The sequence below is a fragment of the Pseudomonas sp. PDM25 genome (assembly GCF_019219045.1).
Taxonomy (GTDB): Bacteria; Pseudomonadota; Gammaproteobacteria; order Pseudomonadales; family Pseudomonadaceae; genus Aquipseudomonas.
Genome location: NZ_JAHUWL010000005.1, coordinates 414,591 through 432,733, shown reverse-complemented (window position 1 = coordinate 432,733; position 18,143 = coordinate 414,591). Strand labels below are relative to the sequence as shown.

General features: G+C 60.1%; 14 protein-coding genes and 1 tRNA gene. 3 read left to right on the top strand and 12 right to left on the bottom strand.

The window, feature by feature from the left end:
* Positions 1–115 precede the first annotated feature (115 nt).
* The 3 genes from KW848_RS12240 to KW848_RS12230 all read left to right on the top strand — a co-directional run bounded on the left by KW848_RS12240 (position 116) and on the right by KW848_RS12230 (position 3,000).
* Positions 116–202, top strand: a tRNA-Leu gene (locus KW848_RS12240).
* Between the two features lie 222 nt (positions 203–424).
* Positions 425–1,435, top strand: a complete 1,011-nt coding sequence (locus tag KW848_RS12235) for an extracellular solute-binding protein (RefSeq protein ID WP_218536965.1) — start codon at positions 425–427, stop codon at positions 1,433–1,435.
* On the top strand, positions 1,435–3,000 hold the full coding sequence (locus KW848_RS12230; protein WP_218536964.1) for an iron ABC transporter permease: 1,566 nt from the start codon (positions 1,435–1,437) through the stop codon (positions 2,998–3,000). The genes KW848_RS12235 and KW848_RS12230 overlap by 1 nt, the downstream gene beginning before the upstream one ends.
* 123 nt (positions 3,001–3,123) lie before the next feature.
* On the opposite strand, the gene KW848_RS12225 is transcribed toward KW848_RS12230, so the two are convergent.
* From KW848_RS12225 to KW848_RS12170, 12 genes are all read right to left on the bottom strand, one after another.
* Positions 3,124–5,058 carry a methyl-accepting chemotaxis protein gene (locus KW848_RS12225; RefSeq protein WP_218536963.1) on the bottom strand — a complete coding sequence of 645 codons (1,935 nt, stop codon included), beginning with the start codon at positions 5,056–5,058 and terminating at the stop codon, positions 3,124–3,126.
* Between the two features lie 149 nt (positions 5,059–5,207).
* Positions 5,208–6,497 (bottom strand): adenylosuccinate synthase, encoded by a 1,290-nt coding sequence (locus tag KW848_RS12220; protein WP_074873214.1) that lies wholly within the window; start codon positions 6,495–6,497, stop codon positions 5,208–5,210.
* A gap of 54 nt (positions 6,498–6,551) precedes the next feature.
* A complete protein-coding gene (locus KW848_RS12215; RefSeq protein WP_111449258.1) occupies positions 6,552–7,739 on the bottom strand; it encodes an ATP phosphoribosyltransferase regulatory subunit in 1,188 nt (395 codons plus the stop codon).
* A 319-nt stretch (positions 7,740–8,058) separates the two neighbouring features.
* Entirely contained in the window at positions 8,059–8,928 is an 870-nt protein-coding gene (hflC, locus tag KW848_RS12210) for a protease modulator HflC (RefSeq protein WP_008156983.1), read from the bottom strand.
* Positions 8,928–10,097, bottom strand: coding sequence for an FtsH protease activity modulator HflK (gene hflK, locus KW848_RS12205; RefSeq protein WP_008156982.1), 1,170 nt, complete (start codon positions 10,095–10,097; stop codon positions 8,928–8,930). The genes hflC and hflK overlap by 1 nt, the downstream gene beginning before the upstream one ends.
* A 96-nt stretch (positions 10,098–10,193) precedes the next feature.
* Positions 10,194–11,495: a ribosome rescue GTPase HflX gene (hflX, locus tag KW848_RS12200; protein WP_111449259.1), complete on the bottom strand. Its 1,302-nt coding sequence runs from the start codon at positions 11,493–11,495 to the stop codon at positions 10,194–10,196.
* Between the two features lie 12 nt (positions 11,496–11,507).
* Positions 11,508–11,768 carry an RNA chaperone Hfq gene (gene hfq, locus KW848_RS12195; RefSeq protein WP_007902656.1) on the bottom strand — a complete coding sequence of 87 codons (261 nt, stop codon included), beginning with the start codon at positions 11,766–11,768 and terminating at the stop codon, positions 11,508–11,510.
* Positions 11,769–11,861: 93 nt separating this feature from the next.
* Positions 11,862–12,833, bottom strand: coding sequence for a tRNA (adenosine(37)-N6)-dimethylallyltransferase MiaA (gene miaA / locus KW848_RS12190; protein ID WP_218536962.1), 972 nt, complete (start codon positions 12,831–12,833; stop codon positions 11,862–11,864).
* Complete coding sequence (gene mutL / locus KW848_RS12185; protein WP_111449261.1) at positions 12,833–14,743, bottom strand: DNA mismatch repair endonuclease MutL; 1,911 nt, start codon at positions 14,741–14,743, stop codon at positions 12,833–12,835. Before mutL ends, miaA begins: the two co-directional genes overlap by 1 nt.
* Complete coding sequence (locus KW848_RS12180; RefSeq protein ID WP_305729596.1) at positions 14,740–16,167, bottom strand: N-acetylmuramoyl-L-alanine amidase; 1,428 nt, start codon at positions 16,165–16,167, stop codon at positions 14,740–14,742. The genes mutL and KW848_RS12180 overlap by 4 nt, the downstream gene beginning before the upstream one ends.
* A complete protein-coding gene (gene tsaE / locus KW848_RS12175; protein WP_218536961.1) occupies positions 16,168–16,638 on the bottom strand; it encodes a tRNA (adenosine(37)-N6)-threonylcarbamoyltransferase complex ATPase subunit type 1 TsaE in 471 nt (156 codons plus the stop codon).
* On the bottom strand, positions 16,626–18,125 hold the full coding sequence (locus KW848_RS12170) for an NAD(P)H-hydrate dehydratase (RefSeq protein WP_218536960.1): 1,500 nt from the start codon (positions 18,123–18,125) through the stop codon (positions 16,626–16,628). The genes tsaE and KW848_RS12170 overlap by 13 nt, the downstream gene beginning before the upstream one ends.
* Between the last annotated feature and the right edge of the window lie 18 nt (positions 18,126–18,143).

The window sequence follows — 18,143 nt, the reverse complement described above, 5'->3', positions numbered from 1 at the left end:
AAGCGGGTTTTTTGCATTCTAAGCCTCTGAATTATTAAAACTAAATCAGGGGTTTACAGATCAAAAAGCTCTCCGTATAGTGCGCCACATCAACAGCGGCAACGCTGAAGATTATGCCCAGATGGTGAAATTGGTAGACACGCCAGCTTCAGGTGCTGGTGACCGCAAGGTCGTGGAAGTTCGAGTCTTCTTCTGGGCACCAATTCAAATTTCAGAGTCGATCTGAAATTTCACAAAAACCCGCGAAAGCGGGTTTTTGCGTTTCTGGCCTACTGAAATCAAGTCAATATTTCTCCTGAATGAAGGTCTTCTTGTGGCGAGGGGATTTAGCGAAGACTTCCCTGCCTCGCAAGGCGCACTTGAGAAACAATATCGTTTATCATTGTTTCAAGTTTTTGCAATGCGACAGTGAGGAACCTTGCGAATGATGTTTCGAAATACCCTGCGCCGCAGCCTGACCATGACCCTGCTCGGCCTGGCACTCGCCACTCCCCTCACCCAAGCCGCCGAACCGGTTTCCCTGACACTCTATAACGGTCAACACAAAGAAGTCGGCGATGCCATCGCCAAAGCCTTCGAAGCCAAGACCGGGATTCACGTCAATGTGCGCAAAGGCAGCAGCAACCAGCTCGCCAGCCAGGTCGTCGAAGAAGGTGCTCGCTCCCCTGCCGACGTGATCTACACCGAAGAATCGCCACCACTGAACAAACTCGGCGAACAAGGCCTGCTGGCGCAGACCGATGCCGCCACCCTGGCCGTTCTGCCCAAAGACTACGTCGCCGGCAACGGCACCTGGATCGGCATCACCGCGCGAGTCCGCGTCGTCGCCTACAACCCCAAGCTGATTGACGAAAAAGACCTGCCCAAGTCGGTCATGGAGTTCTCCGATCCGAAATGGCAAGGCAAGGTCGGCTTCGTGCCCACCAGTGGCGCGTTCCAGGAACAGGCCGTGGCAATCATCAAAGTGCACGGCATGGACGCGGCCGAAGAATGGCTGACCGGTTTGCGCGCTTTCGGCAAGACCTACAGCAACAACATGGTTGCATTGAAGGCAGTGGAAAACGGCGAAGTCGCTACCGTGCTGGTGAACAACTACTACTGGTTCGCCTTGCAGCGTGAAAAAGGTCAGCTCGATTCGAAACTGCATTACTTCACCGGCGGCGACGTCGGCGGGCTGATCACTGTTTCCAGTGCGGCCGTGCTGAAATCCAGCAAACATCCAAAAGAAGCCCAGCAATTGCTCGCTTACATGGCCAGCGAAGAAGGTCAGCGCGTGATCACCCAGACCACCGCCGAATACCCGCTGCACAAAGGCATGGAATCGGATCGCGGGCTCAAGCCGTTCAGCGAACTTGAGGCACCGAAGGTCACGCCAGCCGATCTCGGCAATGCCGAGCAAGCCCTGGACCTGGAACGTGACGTTGGCTTGAACTGATGAGCGCATCGTTATCCGCCCCCGTCGCGCGCGAGGGTTATGTGCCACGGCGCAAGCGGCCATCGATCTGGCTGCTGCTACCGGTTTTGCTGCTGGTGGTGCTCAGCCTGTTGCCACTGGCGTATGTCGGACTCAAGACCTGGCAGGCCGGCTGGGCCGAGGCGCTGCATTTGTTGTGGCGCCCTTATGTGTTTGGCCTGCTGCGCAACACATTGGCGCTGATGGTCGGTGTGACGCTCGCCTGTGGCGTGATCGGCCTGTCACTGGCCTGGCTGCTTGAGCGCAGCAACTTGCCGGGGCGGCGCTTGTGGGGCGTGATTTTATGCCTGCCGTTCGCGGTACCGGCGTTTGTCAGCAGCTTTACCTGGGTCTCACTGAGTGCTCACTTCGAAGGTCTGGGCGGGGCGATCCTGGTGATGACCCTGTCCAAGTATCCGCTGATCTTTCTGCCGGTCGCGGCGACCCTGCGCAATCTCGACCCCTCCCTCGAAGAGTCCGCCCGTACACTGGGGCAGAATCGCTGGGGCGTGTTTTTCAGAATTACCCTGCCGCTGCTCTGGCCATCACTGCTCGCCGGCTCGCTGCTGATCGCGCTGCACATGCTGGTGGAGTTCGGTGCTCTATCGATCATCGGCCTGCAGACATTTACCACCGCAATCTATCAACAGTTCGAACTGGAATTCAGTAACGCGAACGCGGCGATGCTTTCCGCCGTGTTGCTGGCGCTGTGTCTGATGCTGTTGTGGCTGGAACTGCGCGTACGCGGCAAGGGCCGACACGTGCGTACCGGTCAGGGCGCGGCCCGGCAGGCGGAACAGGTCCGGCTGGGGCCTTGGGCTGCCGCCGGACAACTTTACTGCCTGGCGCTGGCGATCATCGGCAGCGGTATTCCGCTCGGGATGCTGGCGTACTGGCTGGCAGTGGGTTCGTCGGCAGCGTTCCCGGTGGCGGCGATCAGCGAGGCGCTGCTCTCCTCCCTGGCGTTGTCACTGGGCGGCGCGGCGCTGTGCCTGGTGTTGGCAGTGCCGGTGGGATTGCTAGTGGTGCGCCACAAGGGCCAATTGGCGATCTGGGCCGAACGCTTGCCGTATCTGCTGCATGCGCTGCCAGGACTGGTGATTGCACTGACGTTGGTGTATTTCGCCCTGCACTATGTGCCCGTGCTGTACCAGACTTCGGCATTGTTGCTGATCGCTTATGCGTTGCTGTTTTTGCCGCTGGCTCAGGCGCCGATTCGTACGGCGCTGAACAAGGCTGCGCCGCAACTGGAAGAGGCTGCGCGCACGCTGGGCGCAACGTCCTTCAGTGCGTTTTGTCGAGTGACGTTGCCGATCATTTTCCCGGCGCTGGGCGCAGCGTTTGCGCTGGTGTTTCTGGATGCGATGAAGGAACTGACGGCGACGCTGCTGCTGAGCCCGACCGGGCTCAACACCCTGGCGACGGAAGTCTGGGCGCATACCGCGAATGTGGAGTTTGCGGCGGCGGCGCCTTATGCGGCGTTGTTGATTTTGGTGTCGGGGTTGCCGGTTTATCTGCTGACTACCCGGATGTATCTGAGCCGTTAAGACCGCTTTCGCGAGCAAGCCCGCCCCCACATTTGATCTGAAGTGTTCACAAATCTTGTGTCCACCAAAAATCACTGTGGGAGCGGGCTTGCTCGCGAAGAGGCCCGCCCAGTCAATACAAATTTAAGCCCTGAACTGCCCCAGACTCGCCTTCAACTGCGCCGCCAATCCATCCAGTACCTTGCCGCTGGCCGTGGTTTCCACCACCGCTTGAGCCGCTTTCTCAGCCTGCGCATGAATGGTTTCAACCCGACCACGCACCGCTTGCGCGCCTTGCGCCTGATGCGCCGCTGCCTGCGTTGCCAGACCAATCGCCGCATGAACCTGCTCGACCGACGCCTGCACTGATTGCTGCAACCGCGCACTGTCACGCAGCACCAGCAAACCTTCGCTGGCCTGGCGCCCGGCCTGACCGATCGCTGCCACCGCCTCACGCGCACCTTGTTGCAAGGCAACGATGTGCGCCTGAATGTCGCCAGTGGAGCTCTGCGTCTTGCTCGCCAGCGCTCGCACTTCATCGGCGACCACGGCAAACCCGCGACCGGTCTCGCCCGCACGCGCCGCTTCGATCGCCGCGTTCAGCGCCAGCAGGTTGGTCTGCTCGGCGATCCCGTGAATCACCGTCAACACCACTTCAATTTGCTCACTCTGCTGCGCCAGCCGCTCGATGACTTTCGCCCCGGTGTCGACCTGCCCGGCCAACGCCTCGATCAGGCTGCCGACTTTCGCCGACGTCCGCGTGTTTTCATCCGTCGCCGAACGAATATCCACCACTTGCTGCAAGGCCGCCTGCATGGCATGACTTTCTGACTGGGCTTCATCAGCCATTTGCGACAACGCACGCAGGCTCTCGGCCACTTCATCGCGCTGCATGCCCGCCGCTTTATCAGCCCCTGCATTGCGCAAGGTCATCGCGCCGATTTCCACACCGGTACGCTGAGCCACATCGCCCGCTTCGCGCACGATCGGCTGCAACTTATCCACAAAGCGATTGACCGCCGAGGCCATGTCGCCGATTTCGTCCTTACTGTTGATCTGCACCCGCTTGGTCAGGTCGCCCTCGCCCGCCGCCAGATCATCCATGGCAACGATGAGCAGCTTCAAGCGATTGACCACTCGACGACCCAGCACCACCGCGAGCAACAGCAGCACCCCGCAACCGACCAACGCGAGCCCCATGCCGATGCGCCAGCGCAAAGTGCCTGCCGCTTCCTGCACGGTGCTGGTGGTGTTGGCCTGCATCGCTGAAGCCGTGGACTGCGCCGACTTCAGGCGCGCGCCCATCGCTGCAGCACTATCAGCCGCCGCGCCTTTGAGGCTGTCGCCGACCAGTTGATCACTGCTGGCGATCAGTGCCGAAAAGCGTTTGTCGAGGGCTGCCAGATCGACTTCCACGGAAGCGGTGGAAACACCCATCAAGACCTTGCCGATTTCCACGCCATTGGGGCTGATTGAGGCTTCGAGGTAGTAGACCGATGGATCGCTCTTCGCCGCATCCAGCACTTTGTCCAATGCGCGCTCGCCCTGGCCTTTCTCCAGTAGCGCTTTGTTGATCGGGTTCTCGCGGTTCAGATAGCGCGTCAGGTGCTGGCCAGTAGCGTCGTCGTAGATCACGAACAGCACGTTGGGATTGCGCTGGGCCCGGCGGGCGAATTCGGACAAGGTTGGAACGTCGCTGTCCCACATGGCGCGAGGTGCGACCGAAGCCAGAAGCTGCGCCATGTCATTGGCAGAGTCCTTCAGGTCCTTTTCCAATGTCCCACGCAGTTGTGCCTGCTCATCCTTCAAACGTGACGACAGGCCGGCGGTGAGTCGCTGACGGGTATTGGTCGACAGGCTGTCGAGGCTCGACGTGACTTCCCGCCCCGCCTGCTCCAGTTCCCCGGAGAGCTTTTGACTGTCAGCACCCAGGCGAACACCTAAATCAGCTTCCAGTGCGGTCACTGTGCTCCGGGTCAGGGCGACAGCTACAAGCACTTGCACCAAAAGGGCGATACCAAGGGTAACGAACACCGGCCGCAGAAGACGGCTTTGTAACAGTGAGAGAATGGCTGACACTTAAAATCCCTCTGCTTGGCGCCATTAAATTGATGGCGCACTGGAAGCGATGCTTTTAATCAACATCACAGCAAAGGTCGTGCCGCCCGACAGGCAGATACGACAAAGGCCCCAAATGAGGGGCCTTTGTGTTTTACATCAACGACTTATTAAGCGAACGGATGACGCAAAACGATGGTTTCGTTGCGGTCCGGGCCCGTCGAAATAATGTCGATCGGCGCACCGATCAGCTCTTCGACGCGCTTGATGTAAGCACGGGCGTTAGCTGGCAGCTCTTCCATGGTTTTGGCACCCACAGTCGACTCGGTCCAGCCCGGCACTTCTTCGTACACAGGCTGCAGGCCCACGTAGCTGTCAGCATCAGTCGGGGCAACGGCATTGCCTTGCGCATCTTTGTAGCCGACGCAGATGTTGATGGTTTCGAGGCCGTCGAGCACGTCGAGCTTGGTCAGGCAGATGCCCGAGATGCTGTTCACATCGATAGCACGACGCAGGATAACGGCGTCGAACCAGCCGCAACGACGGGCACGGCCGGTGGTAGCGCCGAACTCGTGACCTTGTTTGGCCAGGTGAGCACCCACTTCGTCAAACAGCTCAGTCGGGAATGGACCCGAACCTACGCGAGTGGTGTAAGCCTTGGTGATGCCCAGAATGTAATCCAGGAACATCGGACCAACGCCCGAACCTGTCGCCACGCCACCAGCGGTGGTGTTGGAGCTGGTCACGTACGGATAGGTACCGTGGTCGATGTCGAGCAACGAACCTTGGGCGCCTTCGAACATGATGTCTTTGCCAGCGCGACGCAGGTCGTGGAGCTCGGCCGTCACGTCCAGCATCAGCGGCTTGAGCAGTTCAGCGTATTCTTTGCACTCGGCCAGGGTTTTTTCGAACTCGATGGCAGGCTCTTTGTAGTAACCCACCAGCATGAAGTTGTGGTAGTCCACCAGTTCGCGCAGCTTGTCTTCAAAGCGCGGCATGTTGAGCAGGTCGCCCACACGCAGGCCACGCCGTGCAACCTTGTCTTCGTACGCCGGGCCGATGCCGCGACCGGTCGTACCGATCTTCAGTTCGCCACGGGCCTTTTCACGGGCCTGGTCCAGCGCTACGTGGAAGGACAGGATCAGCGGGCAGGACGGGCTGATACGCAGGCGCTCGCGCACCGGTACGCCTTTCTCTTCCAGCTTGATGATTTCCCGCAGCAGAGCGTCGGGTGCAACCACCACGCCGTTGCCGATCAGGCACTGCACGCCTTCGCGCAGCACGCCCGACGGGATCAGGTGCAAGACGGTTTTTTCGCCATCGATCACCAGGGTGTGACCAGCGTTGTGGCCACCCTGGTAGCGCACTACGGCGGCAGCATGTTCGGTCAGCAGATCAACGATCTTGCCTTTGCCCTCATCACCCCATTGGGTGCCCAGGACTACGACATTCTTACCCATAACACTTGTCCTCATTCGCGCAAACTTGGTGCCGGCCGCAGCCGACAGGAAAACTCAAGAAGCCAGTGGCGATACTTGCCAAAGCCCGTTCTGCTGAATCAATTGCCGGTCGCAGTCCGCTTCACGGGCGGCGGCCAAAGGTTGCCCAGGCAACGCCTGAACGACACGCTGACCCTCACTGCGCAACTGGCAAACCTGCTGCCAGAGTGCTGCATCCGTACTGTCAGGCATCCAGATACCGCCAGACGGTAACTCGATCTCAGCACGCCCCAGGGTCACCAGGGTTTTCAAATCGGTAGAGAAGCCGGTTGCCGGACGGGCACGACCGAAGTCGGCACCGATGTCGTCGTAACGACCGCCCTGAGCAATGGACTGGCCAACACCCGGTACGAACACCGCGAACACCACACCGGTGTGGTAGTGGTAGCCGCGCAACTCGCCCAGGTCGAAATACAACGGCAACTCGGGGAAACGCGTGGACAGACGCTCGGCAATCGCCAGCAAGTCGTCCAGAGCGGCCAGTACTGGCGCCGGCGCATCCGCCAGACGCTCGCGGGCAGCGCTCAAGACTTCACGGCCGCCACACAGGTCAACCAGCGCCCGCAACATGCCCGACAGATCGGCAGGCAGGCCTTCGGTCAAGGTAATGACCTCGTCGATGGCCTTACGTTGCAACGCGTCGAACAACTGTTGCTCGACTTCACCGGACAAACCGGCGGCGCGAGCCAGGCTGCGGTAGATACCCACATGACCGAGGTCCATGTGCACATCCGGCACATCGGCCAGTTGCAGCATAGCCAACATCAGGCTGATGACTTCCACGTCGCTGCTCGGGCTGGCATCGCCGTATAACTCGGCACCCAGCTGGATCGGGCTGCGCGAGGACGACAAGGCGCGCGGTTGAGCGTGCAGCACGCTACCGGCATAGCACAGACGGCTCGGGCCTTCGCGACGCAAGGTGTGCGCATCGATGCGCGCCACTTGCGGCGTAATGTCGGCACGGAACCCCATCTGCCGGCCCGATTGCGGGTCGATGACCTTGAAGGTACGCAGATCGAGGTCCTGGCCCGCGCCGGTCAGCAGGGATTCCAGGTACTCGATATGGGGAGTCACGACAAACTCGTAACCCCAGCTCTGGAACAGATCCAACACCTGACGACGCGCGACTTCAATGCGCGCCGCTTCTGGTGGCAGTACTTCTTCGATGCCATCTGGCAGCAGCCAGCGGTCTACCGTTGCCATTACGCCATTCCCCTATGATCCGGGCGGCAAGCCTTTGGGCGAGCCTTGAGTGAAGCAGAAAATGATCGGCTCATGCGCACAAACAACGCGCATGAACGACGCGGCGAAAAGCCTGAAATCGGCTTCACCAACCACTTTCCTCGAAAAACCTGTCGAGTCATTTCAACTCGGACGCCTGCATAAAAAACAGCAATCAAACGTGCAGACGCAAAAAAGCCGGGAATTTCCCGGCTGCCGCATCATACACACGTTTTCCCAAAGGATCACCCCGCCCGAGGCGTTAGCCGCCAGGCGGGGGATGATTCAGGTCAACGACGTATCAAGGCTTGGCTTTTTCCAGGTAACGGAAGAAGTCGCTGCTTGGGTCCAGGACCATGACGTCGGATTTGTTCGCGAAGCTTTCACGGTAGGCACGCAGGCTACGGTAGAAACCGTAGAACTCCTGATCCTGGCCGTAGGCCTTGGAGTAGATCGCAGCGGCCTGGGCATCACCATCACCACGAACCTCTTCAGATTCACGATAGGCTTCAGCCAGCAACACGCGGCGTTGACGATCAGCGTCGGCACGAATGCCTTCCGACAGCTCGTTACCCTTGGCGCGGTGCTCGCGAGCTTCACGCTCACGCTCGGAACTCATGCGTTCGAACACGCTGCGGTTCACTTCCTTCGGCAGATCGATGGCCTTGACCCGAACATCGACAACTTCGATGCCCAGCTCTTTTTCCGCCATCTTGTTCAGCGAAGCCGTGATATCGGTCATCAGCGCATCACGCTCACCGGAAACCACTTCATGCAGCGTGCGCTTACCGAACTGGTCACGCAGGCCCGACTCCAGACGACGGGAAAGACGCTCGTCAGCAATCTGCTTGAGGCCGGAAGTCGCGGTGTAGAAGCGCTCGGCATCTTTCACGCGCCACTTGGCGTAGGCATCGACCATGACGGCTTTCTTTTCCAGCGTCAGGAAGCGTTGTGTCGGTGCATCCAGCGTCATCAGGCGTGCGTCGAATTTGCGCACCTGGTTAACGTAAGGCACTTTCACATGCAGGCCCGGCTGAACATCAGTCTGGACTACACGACCGAACTGCAGCAGCACCGCACGCTCGGTCTGAGCCACGATGTAGAAGCAGTTCCAGGCAGCGATCGCCACGACGACGCCGACAATAAGGGCGATCAGCGATTTATTGCTCATCAGCGACTCTCCCTGGTACGTGCTTGCTGTTGCTGCAGATCGGCTGCACGCACATTCGCTTCATTGCTGGTGGCTGCCGCGCCGGTCACCGAAGTGCTGGTGTTGCGACCGCCTTCGACCATCTTGTCCAGCGGCAAGTACAGCAGATTGCTCTGGCCATTCTTGTTGCCGGTCACGAGAACCTTGCTGGTGTTGCTGAAGACTTCCTGCATGGTGTCCAGGTACAGACGCTGACGGGTCACTTCAGGTGCCTTGCGATACTCGCTCACCAGCTTGGTGAAGCGATCAGCCTCACCCTTGGCGCGCGAGACGGTTTCGTCACGGTAACCATTGGCATCTTCAATGATGCGCTGGGCCTGACCACGGGCTTCCGGCACGACACCGTTGGCGTAGGTTTCAGCCTGGTTACGCGAACGCTGCTCGTCTTCACGGGCGCGGATCACGTCATCGAAGGCTTCCTGCACTTCACGCGGTGCGGCTGCGCTCTGTACGTTGACCTGAGTGACGGTGATACCGGTGCGATAGGTATCCATGAAGCGTTGCAGACGCTCCTTGATTTCGCTGGCCATCAATTCACGACCTTCGGTCAGCACCTGGTCCATCGCGGTGGAACCCACCACATGGCGCAAGGCACTTTCGGTCGCGTGCTGCAGGCTGATTTCCGGCTGATCAACGCTCAGCACGAAGTCCTGCAGGTTGCTGATCTTGTACTGCACGGTCAGCGGCACTTCGACGATGTTCTCGTCTTCAGTCAGCATTTGACCCTGCTTGGTATAGGCACGCTCACGCGTGACGTTTTCCAGGTACTTGCGATCGATCGGCGGGAAGTAGATGTTCAGGCCCGGGCCAACGGTTTCGTAGTACTTGCCGAAGCGCAGCACCACGGCTTGCTCCTGCTCGTCGACTACATAGACCGCGCTGTACAGCCACACGGCCGCCAACACGACCAGGCCGATGCCGAGCAGACCGCCGAAGCCGCCACTCCTGCCCGAACCGCCACCGTCATCACCGCGTTTCTTACCACCACCGAACAACCCGTTCAGGCTTTCCTGCAGCTTTCGGAAGGCCTCGTCGAGATCCGGTGGTCCCTTGCGGTCGCCGTTATTGCGGCGTTTGCCACCCCAAGGATCCTGATTATTCGAGTTGCCACCCGGCTCATTCCAAGCCATAGCGCTCTCCATCTGATAAAGCAAAGACGCACCCACGGCGCGCCGACCAATGCTACAGAATGCCTGTCACCGCGGCACAACCGCTTTTTCAGGCTTTTATTGCAAAGTGTGTTGTTCGATGAATTCCATCGGTTGCAGACCTTCGCGACTCACCAGTCGATTCAACTCGACCCGCGGCAAGCGAACGGCCAGCAGGCTGATGCCTTCTTCGTCGTGTTCTTCTTTCTGCACCGCACCGAGTTCGAAAAACTGCGCACGCAGTCGAGCAAAACGTTGCGGCAAGCGCAAGGTGCCGATAAACAAATCACTGCCGAGTAACTCGGCAATGGCTTGTTCAAGCAATTCCAGACCAGTGCCATCACGCGCCGACAGCCATACCCGCTGGGGTTTGCCGTTTTCGTCGCGCTGGATTTGTGGCTCAACGCCTTCAAGCAAATCGAGTTTGTTATAGACCTCGAGGATCGGCAAGTCCTGGGCACCAATCTCGCCCAGCACCACCATCACCTGCTCGATCTGCAACATGCGATCGGGTTCGGCCGCATCGATCACGTGCAACAGCAGGTCTGAGTTGCTCGACTCTTCGAGGGTAGACCGAAAGGCCTCGACCAGCTTGTGGGGCAAATGGCGAATGAAACCTACAGTGTCCGCCAGGACAATCGGCCCCAGATCGTCCAGCTCCAGACGGCGCAGGGTCGGGTCCAACGTGGCAAACAATTGGTCAGCCGCGTAAACGTCGGATTTCGTCACGTTATTGAAGAGCGTGGATTTACCGGCGTTGGTATACCCCACCAGCGACACCGTAGGGATATCCGCACGCATACGCCCACGTCGCGACTGTTCGCGCTGACTGCGCACTTTCTCCAGCCGACCCTTGATCTGCCGCAGACGAACCCGCAGCAAACGGCGGTCGGTTTCGAGTTGGGTTTCACCCGGGCCACGCATGCCGATACCACCACCCTGACGTTCAAGGTGGGTCCAGCCACGAACCAGCCGGGTGCTCATGTGGTCAAGCTGGGCCAGTTCTACCTGGAGCTTGCCTTCATGGGTACGGGCGCGTTGGGCGAAAATATCGAGAATCAGACCGGTACGGTCGATCACGCGACACTCGAAAACACGTTCGAGGTTACGTTCCTGACTGGGCGTGAGGATGTGATTGAAAATCACCAGATCGGCCTCTTCGGCCTTGACCAGGTCGCGCAGTTCCTCGACCTTGCCGCTGCCAATCAGGAATTTGGCGGTTGGCCGATGACGCGGCACGTTAAAAAACGCAACGGTCTCGGCGCCCGCCGAATTAGCCAGTTCCTGAAACTCCTGCGGATCTTCGCGCGCCTCAGGGTCCTGTCCATCCAAGTGAACGAGGATTACTCGCTCACCACCACCGTGGCGCTCAAAGAACAAAGGAGACTCCTATCAGGCGTTACCTGGCTCAGCGTCACCTGCTTCGGATTCGGTTGCGCTAGGCAGACGAATTGGACGAACCGGCACCACTGTAGAGATAGCGTGTTTGTAAACCATCTGGCTGACGGTGTTTTTCAGCAGGATAACGAACTGGTCGAAAGACTCGATCGTGCCTTGCAGCTTGATCCCGTTGACCAGGTAGATGGAAACCCCCACTTTCTCTTTACGTAAAGTATTCAAGTAAGGGTCTTGTAGCGAATGCCCTTTTGACATGTGCCGCACTCCTTTAAGGATTCAAAATAAAAAATAGGTAAACAATGGCTTGTGGCCGTCACACCCCCAAGGATAGACGGCAATTGCAAGGACTCAGCTCAATATGGAGATGGTCCCAAGGTATTTCAAGGCGCGCGGCAGATTGTCGCAATCGAGGCTGTCCAACCAGTGCAAATCAGCCCAACTGCGCAGCCAGGTGAACTGACGCTTTGCCAATTGGCGCGTGGCAATGATTCCACGCTCCTGCATCTCGGCTTGCGTCAGCTTGCCATCCAGGTAGTCCCAGACTTGTCGGTAGCCTACTGCACGTATAGACGGCAACCCGGCATGCAGGTCACTTCGCTTACGCAGGGCTACGACCTCGTCAATGAATCCCTGTTCCAGCATATTCGTGAATCTTTGTTTAATTCGCTCGTGCAATACCTGGCGATTTGCCGGAGCAATGGCCAAGTTCGCGACAGTATAGGGCAATTGTTGCAGTCCCGAGGCGGCTGCTTCAGTACTTTGCGCAGATTGTTGCAACCTTAGTGCAGTCATGCTCTGACCGCTGACACGATAAACTTCCAGTGCTCGACTAAGTCGCTGCGGATCGTTCGGATGAATACGCGCCGCAGATTGCGGATCGATGACTGCCAATTGATCGTGCAAGGCTTGCCAGCCAAGGCGTGCAGCTTCTTCTTCGATCTGTGCGCGGACGTCCGGATCGGCCGCCGGCATGTCTGCCAGACCTTCAACCAAAGCCTTGTAATAGAGCATTGTGCCGCCCACCAGCAGCGGAATTTTGCCCCGCGCGGTGATCTCGGCCATGGCTTGGAGGGCATCACGACGGAAATCGGCGGCCGAATAGCTCTCTGCCGGGTCGAGAATATCGATCAACCGGTGTGGAAATTCAGCGAGAAGCTCTTTTGAAGGCTTGGCGGTGCCGATGTCCATGCCACGGTAGACCAGCGCCGAATCGACGCTGATCAACTCGCAAGGCAAGACTTTGGTGAGTTCGATGGCCAGGTCGGTCTTGCCGGCGGCGGTCGGCCCCATCAGGAAAATCGCAGGAGGGAGCTGGCTCATCAACGACCGCGCAAAAACAGTTTGTCCAGATCGTCCAGGCCCAATTGGGTCCAGGTCGGTCGGCCATGGTTGCATTGACCGCTGCGTTCGGTATTTTCCATGTCCCGCAGCAGACCGTTCATTTCCGGCAGGGCCAGGCGTCGATTCGCCCGAATCGCGCCATGGCAAGCCATGGTCCCGAGCAGCTCGTTCAGGTGCGCCTGAATCCGGTCGCTGGTGCCGTATTCCATCAGGTCCGCGAGGACGTCACTGACCAATCGATTGGCTTCTGCCTGCTTGAGCAGTGCCGGGATCTGCCGGATGGCCAGGGATTCCGGGCCCAGACGCTGCAATTCAAAGCCCAGGCGCTGGAACCACGCGACGTGTTCTTCGGCGCAATCGGCTTCACGCTGACTGACCGCCAGGGACTCCGGCACCAGCAGCGGCTGACCGCTCAGGCCTTCGCTGGCCATGGCGATTTTCAGGCGTTCGTACATGATCCGCTCGTGAGCCGCGTGCATGTCCACCAGCACCAGGCCTTGGGCGTTTTCCGAAAGAATATAAATGCCTTTGAGCTGCGCCAGTGCATAACCCAGCGGCGGAATGTCGTCCTGCCCGGCCGGCAGCGCTACTGCGTTGGCTTCTGGCAATGGCGCAAAAAACTCGCGATAAGCTGCCTGGGCCTCAGCCACCGGCACGCCGGACTGAGGGCGCGGCGAGTACTGATATTGATAACCGGCACCCGCGCCCGAGCCGGCCGGCGTATTGAACGACGGCTGGGCCTGAGGCTGTTCCAGCAAGGCATTGGCCGCCAGACGCATTTCGCCCTGTGGCCCGAACTCGCCAGCATCAATGCCGGTAGGTCGAACGATGGCCGTCGCGACAGGCGCGGCCAGATGGTCTTCCGGCCGCACATCGCCCAAGGCGCGGTGCAGGGTGCCGTAGAGGAAATCGTGAACCATGCGCCCGTCACGGAAGCGCACTTCGTGCTTGGTCGGGTGCACGTTGACGTCAACGCCTGCCGGATCGACTTCGAAAAACAGCACGAACGTCGGGTGCCGGCCGTTGAACAGCACGTCGCGATAGGCCTGACGCACCGCGTGGGCCACCAGTTTGTCGCGTACCGCACGGCCATTCACAAAGAAATACTGCAAGTCTGCCTGGCTGCGGTTGAACGTCGGCAAGCCGACCCAGCCCCACAAATGCAGGCCATTGCGCTCGATCTCGATCGGCAGCGCCTGCTCGAGGAAACCCGAGCCGCAAATCGCCGCCACACGCCGGGCACGGGCCGCGTCGTCATGGGCTTCATGCAGGCTGAGGATGGTCTTGCCGTTGTGGCGCAGATGGAACGCCACGTCAAAACGCGCCAACGCCAGACGCTTGATCACTTCTTGCAGGTGATCGAATTCGGTTTTTTCGGTTTTCAGAAACTTGCGGCGTGCCGGGGTGTTGAAAAACAAGTCACGCACTTCCACCGACGTGCCCACCGGATGGGCCGCTGGCTGCACGCGAGGCGCCATGTCCCGGCCTTCGGTTTCGACCTGCCAGGCTTGATCGGCCTCTTTGGTGCGGGACGTCAGGGTCAGGCGCGCCACGGAGCTGATCGACGCGAGGGCTTCACCGCGAAAGCCCAGGCTCATGACCTGCTCGAGGTCTTCCAGGTTGCGGATTTTGCTGGTGGCGTGTCGCGCCAGGGCCAGCGGCAAGTCATCGGCAGAAATGCCGCTGCCATCGTCGCGCACCCGCAGCAGCTTGACGCCGCCCTGCTCCACATCGACATCGATACGCCTGGCGCCGGAGTCGAGGCTGTTTTCCAGCAGCTCCTTGATCACCGAAGCCGGGCGCTCAACCACCTCACCGGCGGCAATCTGGTTCGCCAGTCGCGGGCTGAGCAGCTCGATGCGAGCCGTGTTGGTCAGCACCTGGTTCATTCTTTGGCCGCCAGTTCAGTGCCGGGGATGGTCAAGTGCTGACCGATCTTGAGCTCATCACTCGACAGGTTGTTGGCGCTGCGCAGCGTGGCCGCAGACACCTGATATCGCACGGCAATCATCGCCAGCGTCTCGCCGGGGCTCACGCGATGGTCACGAGGACCTTGGGCGATCCCGCCGGAATCACGCAGCCAGGCAATGTAGGTACCCGGTGGCGGGTTCTGCTGGAAGAACTGGCGCACGCCGCTGCTGATCGAACGCGCCAGCGCTTGCTGGTGATTCGCGGCGGCAAGCTTGGACGCTTCGTTGGCGTTGGAGATGAACCCGGTTTCCACCAGGATCGATGGAATGTCCGGCGACTTCAGCACCATGAACCCGGCCTGCTCCACGCGCTGTTTGTGCAGCGGCGTGACACGGCCGATGTTGCTCAGGACTTTCTGGCCGACGTTCAGACTAGAAGTCAGGGAAGCCGTCATCGACAGGTCAAGGAGCACGCCCGCCAGCATGCGGTCCTTGTCGTCGAGGCTGACGTTGCCGGCACCACCGATCAAGTCGGAACGGTTTTCGCTGTCGGCCAGCCAACGGGCCGTTTCCGAGGTAGCACCGCGATCAGACAGGGCAAACACCGAGGCACCGAAGGCTGCGGCCGAAGGCGCGGCATCGGCGTGGATCGAAACGAACAGGTCGGCGCCCTTCTTGCGGGCGATTTCGGTACGGCCGCGCAGTGGGATGAAATAGTCGCCAGTGCGGGTCAGTTCGGCGCGGAAGCCTTTCATGCCGTTGACCTGACGCTGCAATTCGCGGGCGATGGCCAGTACCACGTCTTTTTCACGCTGACCGCGAGAGCCGGAGGCGCCCGGGTCTTCGCCGCCGTGACCGGCATCGATGACCACAATAATGTCGCGCTTGCCGGCCGGAGCTGGCGGCAGCTTCACCGCAGGCTCTACCGGAGTGACCGGCACCGGGGCTACCGTCGCGACGTTGGTCGGCGCCGGAATTGGCGCGGCATCGGCGGCGTTGTCGAACAAGTCGACCACCAGGCGATTGCCGTACTGGGCGTTTGGCGCCAAGGTAAAACTTTTCGGCGTCACGGCTTTTTTCAGGTCGATGACCACCCGCAGATCGGTTGGCGTACGTTGAGCCGAGCGCATGGCGGTGATCGGCGTGTTCGAGCTGTTGACGCTCAGCGGCGCCCCCAGAGTCGCGCCATTGATGTCGATGACCAGCCGATCCGGGGCGGTCAGGGTAAATACACTGTGTTGGACAGGACCACTCAGATCGAACACCAGTCGTGTGTTGTCCGGAGCCCGCCACAGGCGAACGCTGTTGACCTTCGTCTCGGCCACAGCGTCGACGGTCACCGCCAAAAACAACAATCCTACGGCAGCTACCATCGCGCGAAAGCGCATACCTAACCCCATCATTTAATTGGTTTCCAATGCCAAAGCGGCACACCACGACTCGCCACGCGAGCCCTGGGACAAAATTTTCAGCGAACGCCCGCTGTCTTGCGGGCCAATGGTAATGGTCAGGTCAGGCTTTGGCAAAAAGCCTGCACCCTTTTCGGGCCATTCGATCAGACACAACGCGTCGTCTTCGAAGTAGTCGCGGATACCGAGGTATTCCAGTTCCTCAGGGTCGACCAAGCGATAGAGGTCGAAATGGAAGGCCCGGATTTCGCCAATCTCGTAGGGTTCGACCAGGGTGAAGGTCGGACTTTTTACCGCGCCTACATGCCCCAAGCCACGAATGATGCCCCGAGACAGCGTAGTTTTCCCCGCCCCCAGGTCCCCTTCCAGAAAAATCAGACCGTGCCCTTGAGTGGTTTTTGCGATGCGCCCGCCAAATGCGGTCATCGCCTCTTCATCAGCCAGGTACAGGGTTATTTCAGACACGGTGCTTGCTCCTCCAACAACTGACGAATGGCTGGGATCAGATCACTGGCCGCCAGCCCACGGCCCGATTTACCTTCTTGCGCACCAGCATTGGCGTGCAGCCAGACGGCCAGGCAGGCGGCGTCGAACGCCTCCATGCCTTGCGCCAGCAACGCGCCGACCAGACCGGCCAGCACATCACCCAAACCGGCGGTGGCCATCGCAGGATGGCCCTGATGACACACCGCCAGACGCCCATCGGGGCTGGCGATCAGGCTGCCGGCGCCTTTGAGCACCACGACAGCTGTATATTTTTTGCTCAATGCGCGAGCCGCCGCAGGACGATCGGCCTGCACTACGGCAGTGCTCACCCCCAACAAGCGCGCCGCTTCGCCTGGATGCGGCGTGATCACGCAGTCCTTGGGCAAGCTCAAGTGCTCTGCGGCCAGCAGATTCAATGCATCAGCGTCCCAGACTTGCGGCAGCGGCGCCTTGGCAGCCGCCGACAAAAGGCTGCGCCCCCAGGAAGCCTGACCCAAGCCTGGGCCGACAACCAGCACGGAAACCTTTTGCAGCAGTTCCATCAGCTGATTGGCCGACGAAGTGCCCAACACCATGGCTTCAGGGATTCTCGCCAGCGCGGCCGGAACATGTTCACTGCGCGTCGCCACGGACACCATGCCCGCACCGCTGCGCAGGGCACTTTGTGCGCTCAGCAGGATGGCGCCACCAAAGCCGCGATCACCGCCGATCAGCAGGACGTGGCCGAATTTGCCTTTATGGGAGGTTGGAGCCCGGCCCGCCAGACGCGGCAACGAACTGGCCGTCAGGCGACGTGCACTGATGGCGACGCCGTTAAACGACTCGGGGGAGGCCTGCAGATCGTTGAACACCACCTCGCCGACCACGTCTGCAGCATCGCCGGTGAACAGACCCAGTTTCAGGCCGATGAACGTCACCGTCAGGTCAGCCCGCACCGCAGCGCCGAGTATTCGGCCGGTATCAGCGCACAACCCCGAAGGGATATCCACCGCCACAACCGGCAGCCCGCTGCCGTTGATCGCCGCAATGGCGCCCCCGTAGGGTGCTCGCACCTCACCCGTCAGGCCGGTGCCGAGCAAGGCATCCAGCACGATACCGCGCAACTCAGACTGTGCGCTCCAGGCTTGAACCGCGACACCTTCGGACACGGCCTCGGCATGGGCTGATGCCGCATCACCCTGTAAACGCTTGGGATCACCGACCGCCAACACCCGCACATGCCAGCCGGCACGTCGGGCCAGTACGGCCACCAGATAACCGTCGCCAGCGTTATTGCCATGACCGGCCATGACACTCAATTCATTCGCCGACGGCCAATGGCGGACCAGCGCACGCCAGGTCGCCCGCGCCGCGCGCTGCATCAATTCGAAGCCCGGTGTGCCGGCCGCGATGAGGCTCGCATCGAGGGCTCGCACTTGCGCGGCGCTATACAGCGCGTCGGGTAAATCATCTTTAGTCTGCGGCATGCGTCTTCGGGCTCCGAT

What these genes read in the sequence shown, in the direction of transcription:
- KW848_RS12215 (WP_111449258.1), bottom strand. Translation starts at nt 7,739, where the DNA reads ATGGCAACGGTAGACCGCTGGCTGCTGCCAGATGGCATCGAAGAAGTA.
- KW848_RS12180 (WP_305729596.1), bottom strand. Translation starts at nt 16,167, where the DNA reads ATGATGGGGTTAGGTATGCGCTTTCGCGCGATGGTAGCTGCCGTAGGA.
- mutL (WP_111449261.1), bottom strand. Translation starts at nt 14,743, where the DNA reads ATGAACCAGGTGCTGACCAACACGGCTCGCATCGAGCTGCTCAGCCCG.
- hflK (WP_008156982.1), bottom strand. Translation starts at nt 10,097, where the DNA reads ATGGCTTGGAATGAGCCGGGTGGCAACTCGAATAATCAGGATCCTTGG.
- KW848_RS12220 (WP_074873214.1), bottom strand. Translation starts at nt 6,497, where the DNA reads ATGGGTAAGAATGTCGTAGTCCTGGGCACCCAATGGGGTGATGAGGGC.
- miaA (WP_218536962.1), bottom strand. Translation starts at nt 12,833, where the DNA reads ATGAGCCAGCTCCCTCCTGCGATTTTCCTGATGGGGCCGACCGCCGCC.
- hfq (WP_007902656.1), bottom strand. Translation starts at nt 11,768, where the DNA reads ATGTCAAAAGGGCATTCGCTACAAGACCCTTACTTGAATACTTTACGT.
- KW848_RS12235 (WP_218536965.1), top strand. Translation starts at nt 425, where the DNA reads ATGATGTTTCGAAATACCCTGCGCCGCAGCCTGACCATGACCCTGCTC.
- hflC (WP_008156983.1), bottom strand. Translation starts at nt 8,928, where the DNA reads ATGAGCAATAAATCGCTGATCGCCCTTATTGTCGGCGTCGTCGTGGCG.
- KW848_RS12230 (WP_218536964.1), top strand. Translation starts at nt 1,435, where the DNA reads ATGAGCGCATCGTTATCCGCCCCCGTCGCGCGCGAGGGTTATGTGCCA.
- KW848_RS12170 (WP_218536960.1), bottom strand. Translation starts at nt 18,125, where the DNA reads ATGCCGCAGACTAAAGATGATTTACCCGACGCGCTGTATAGCGCCGCG.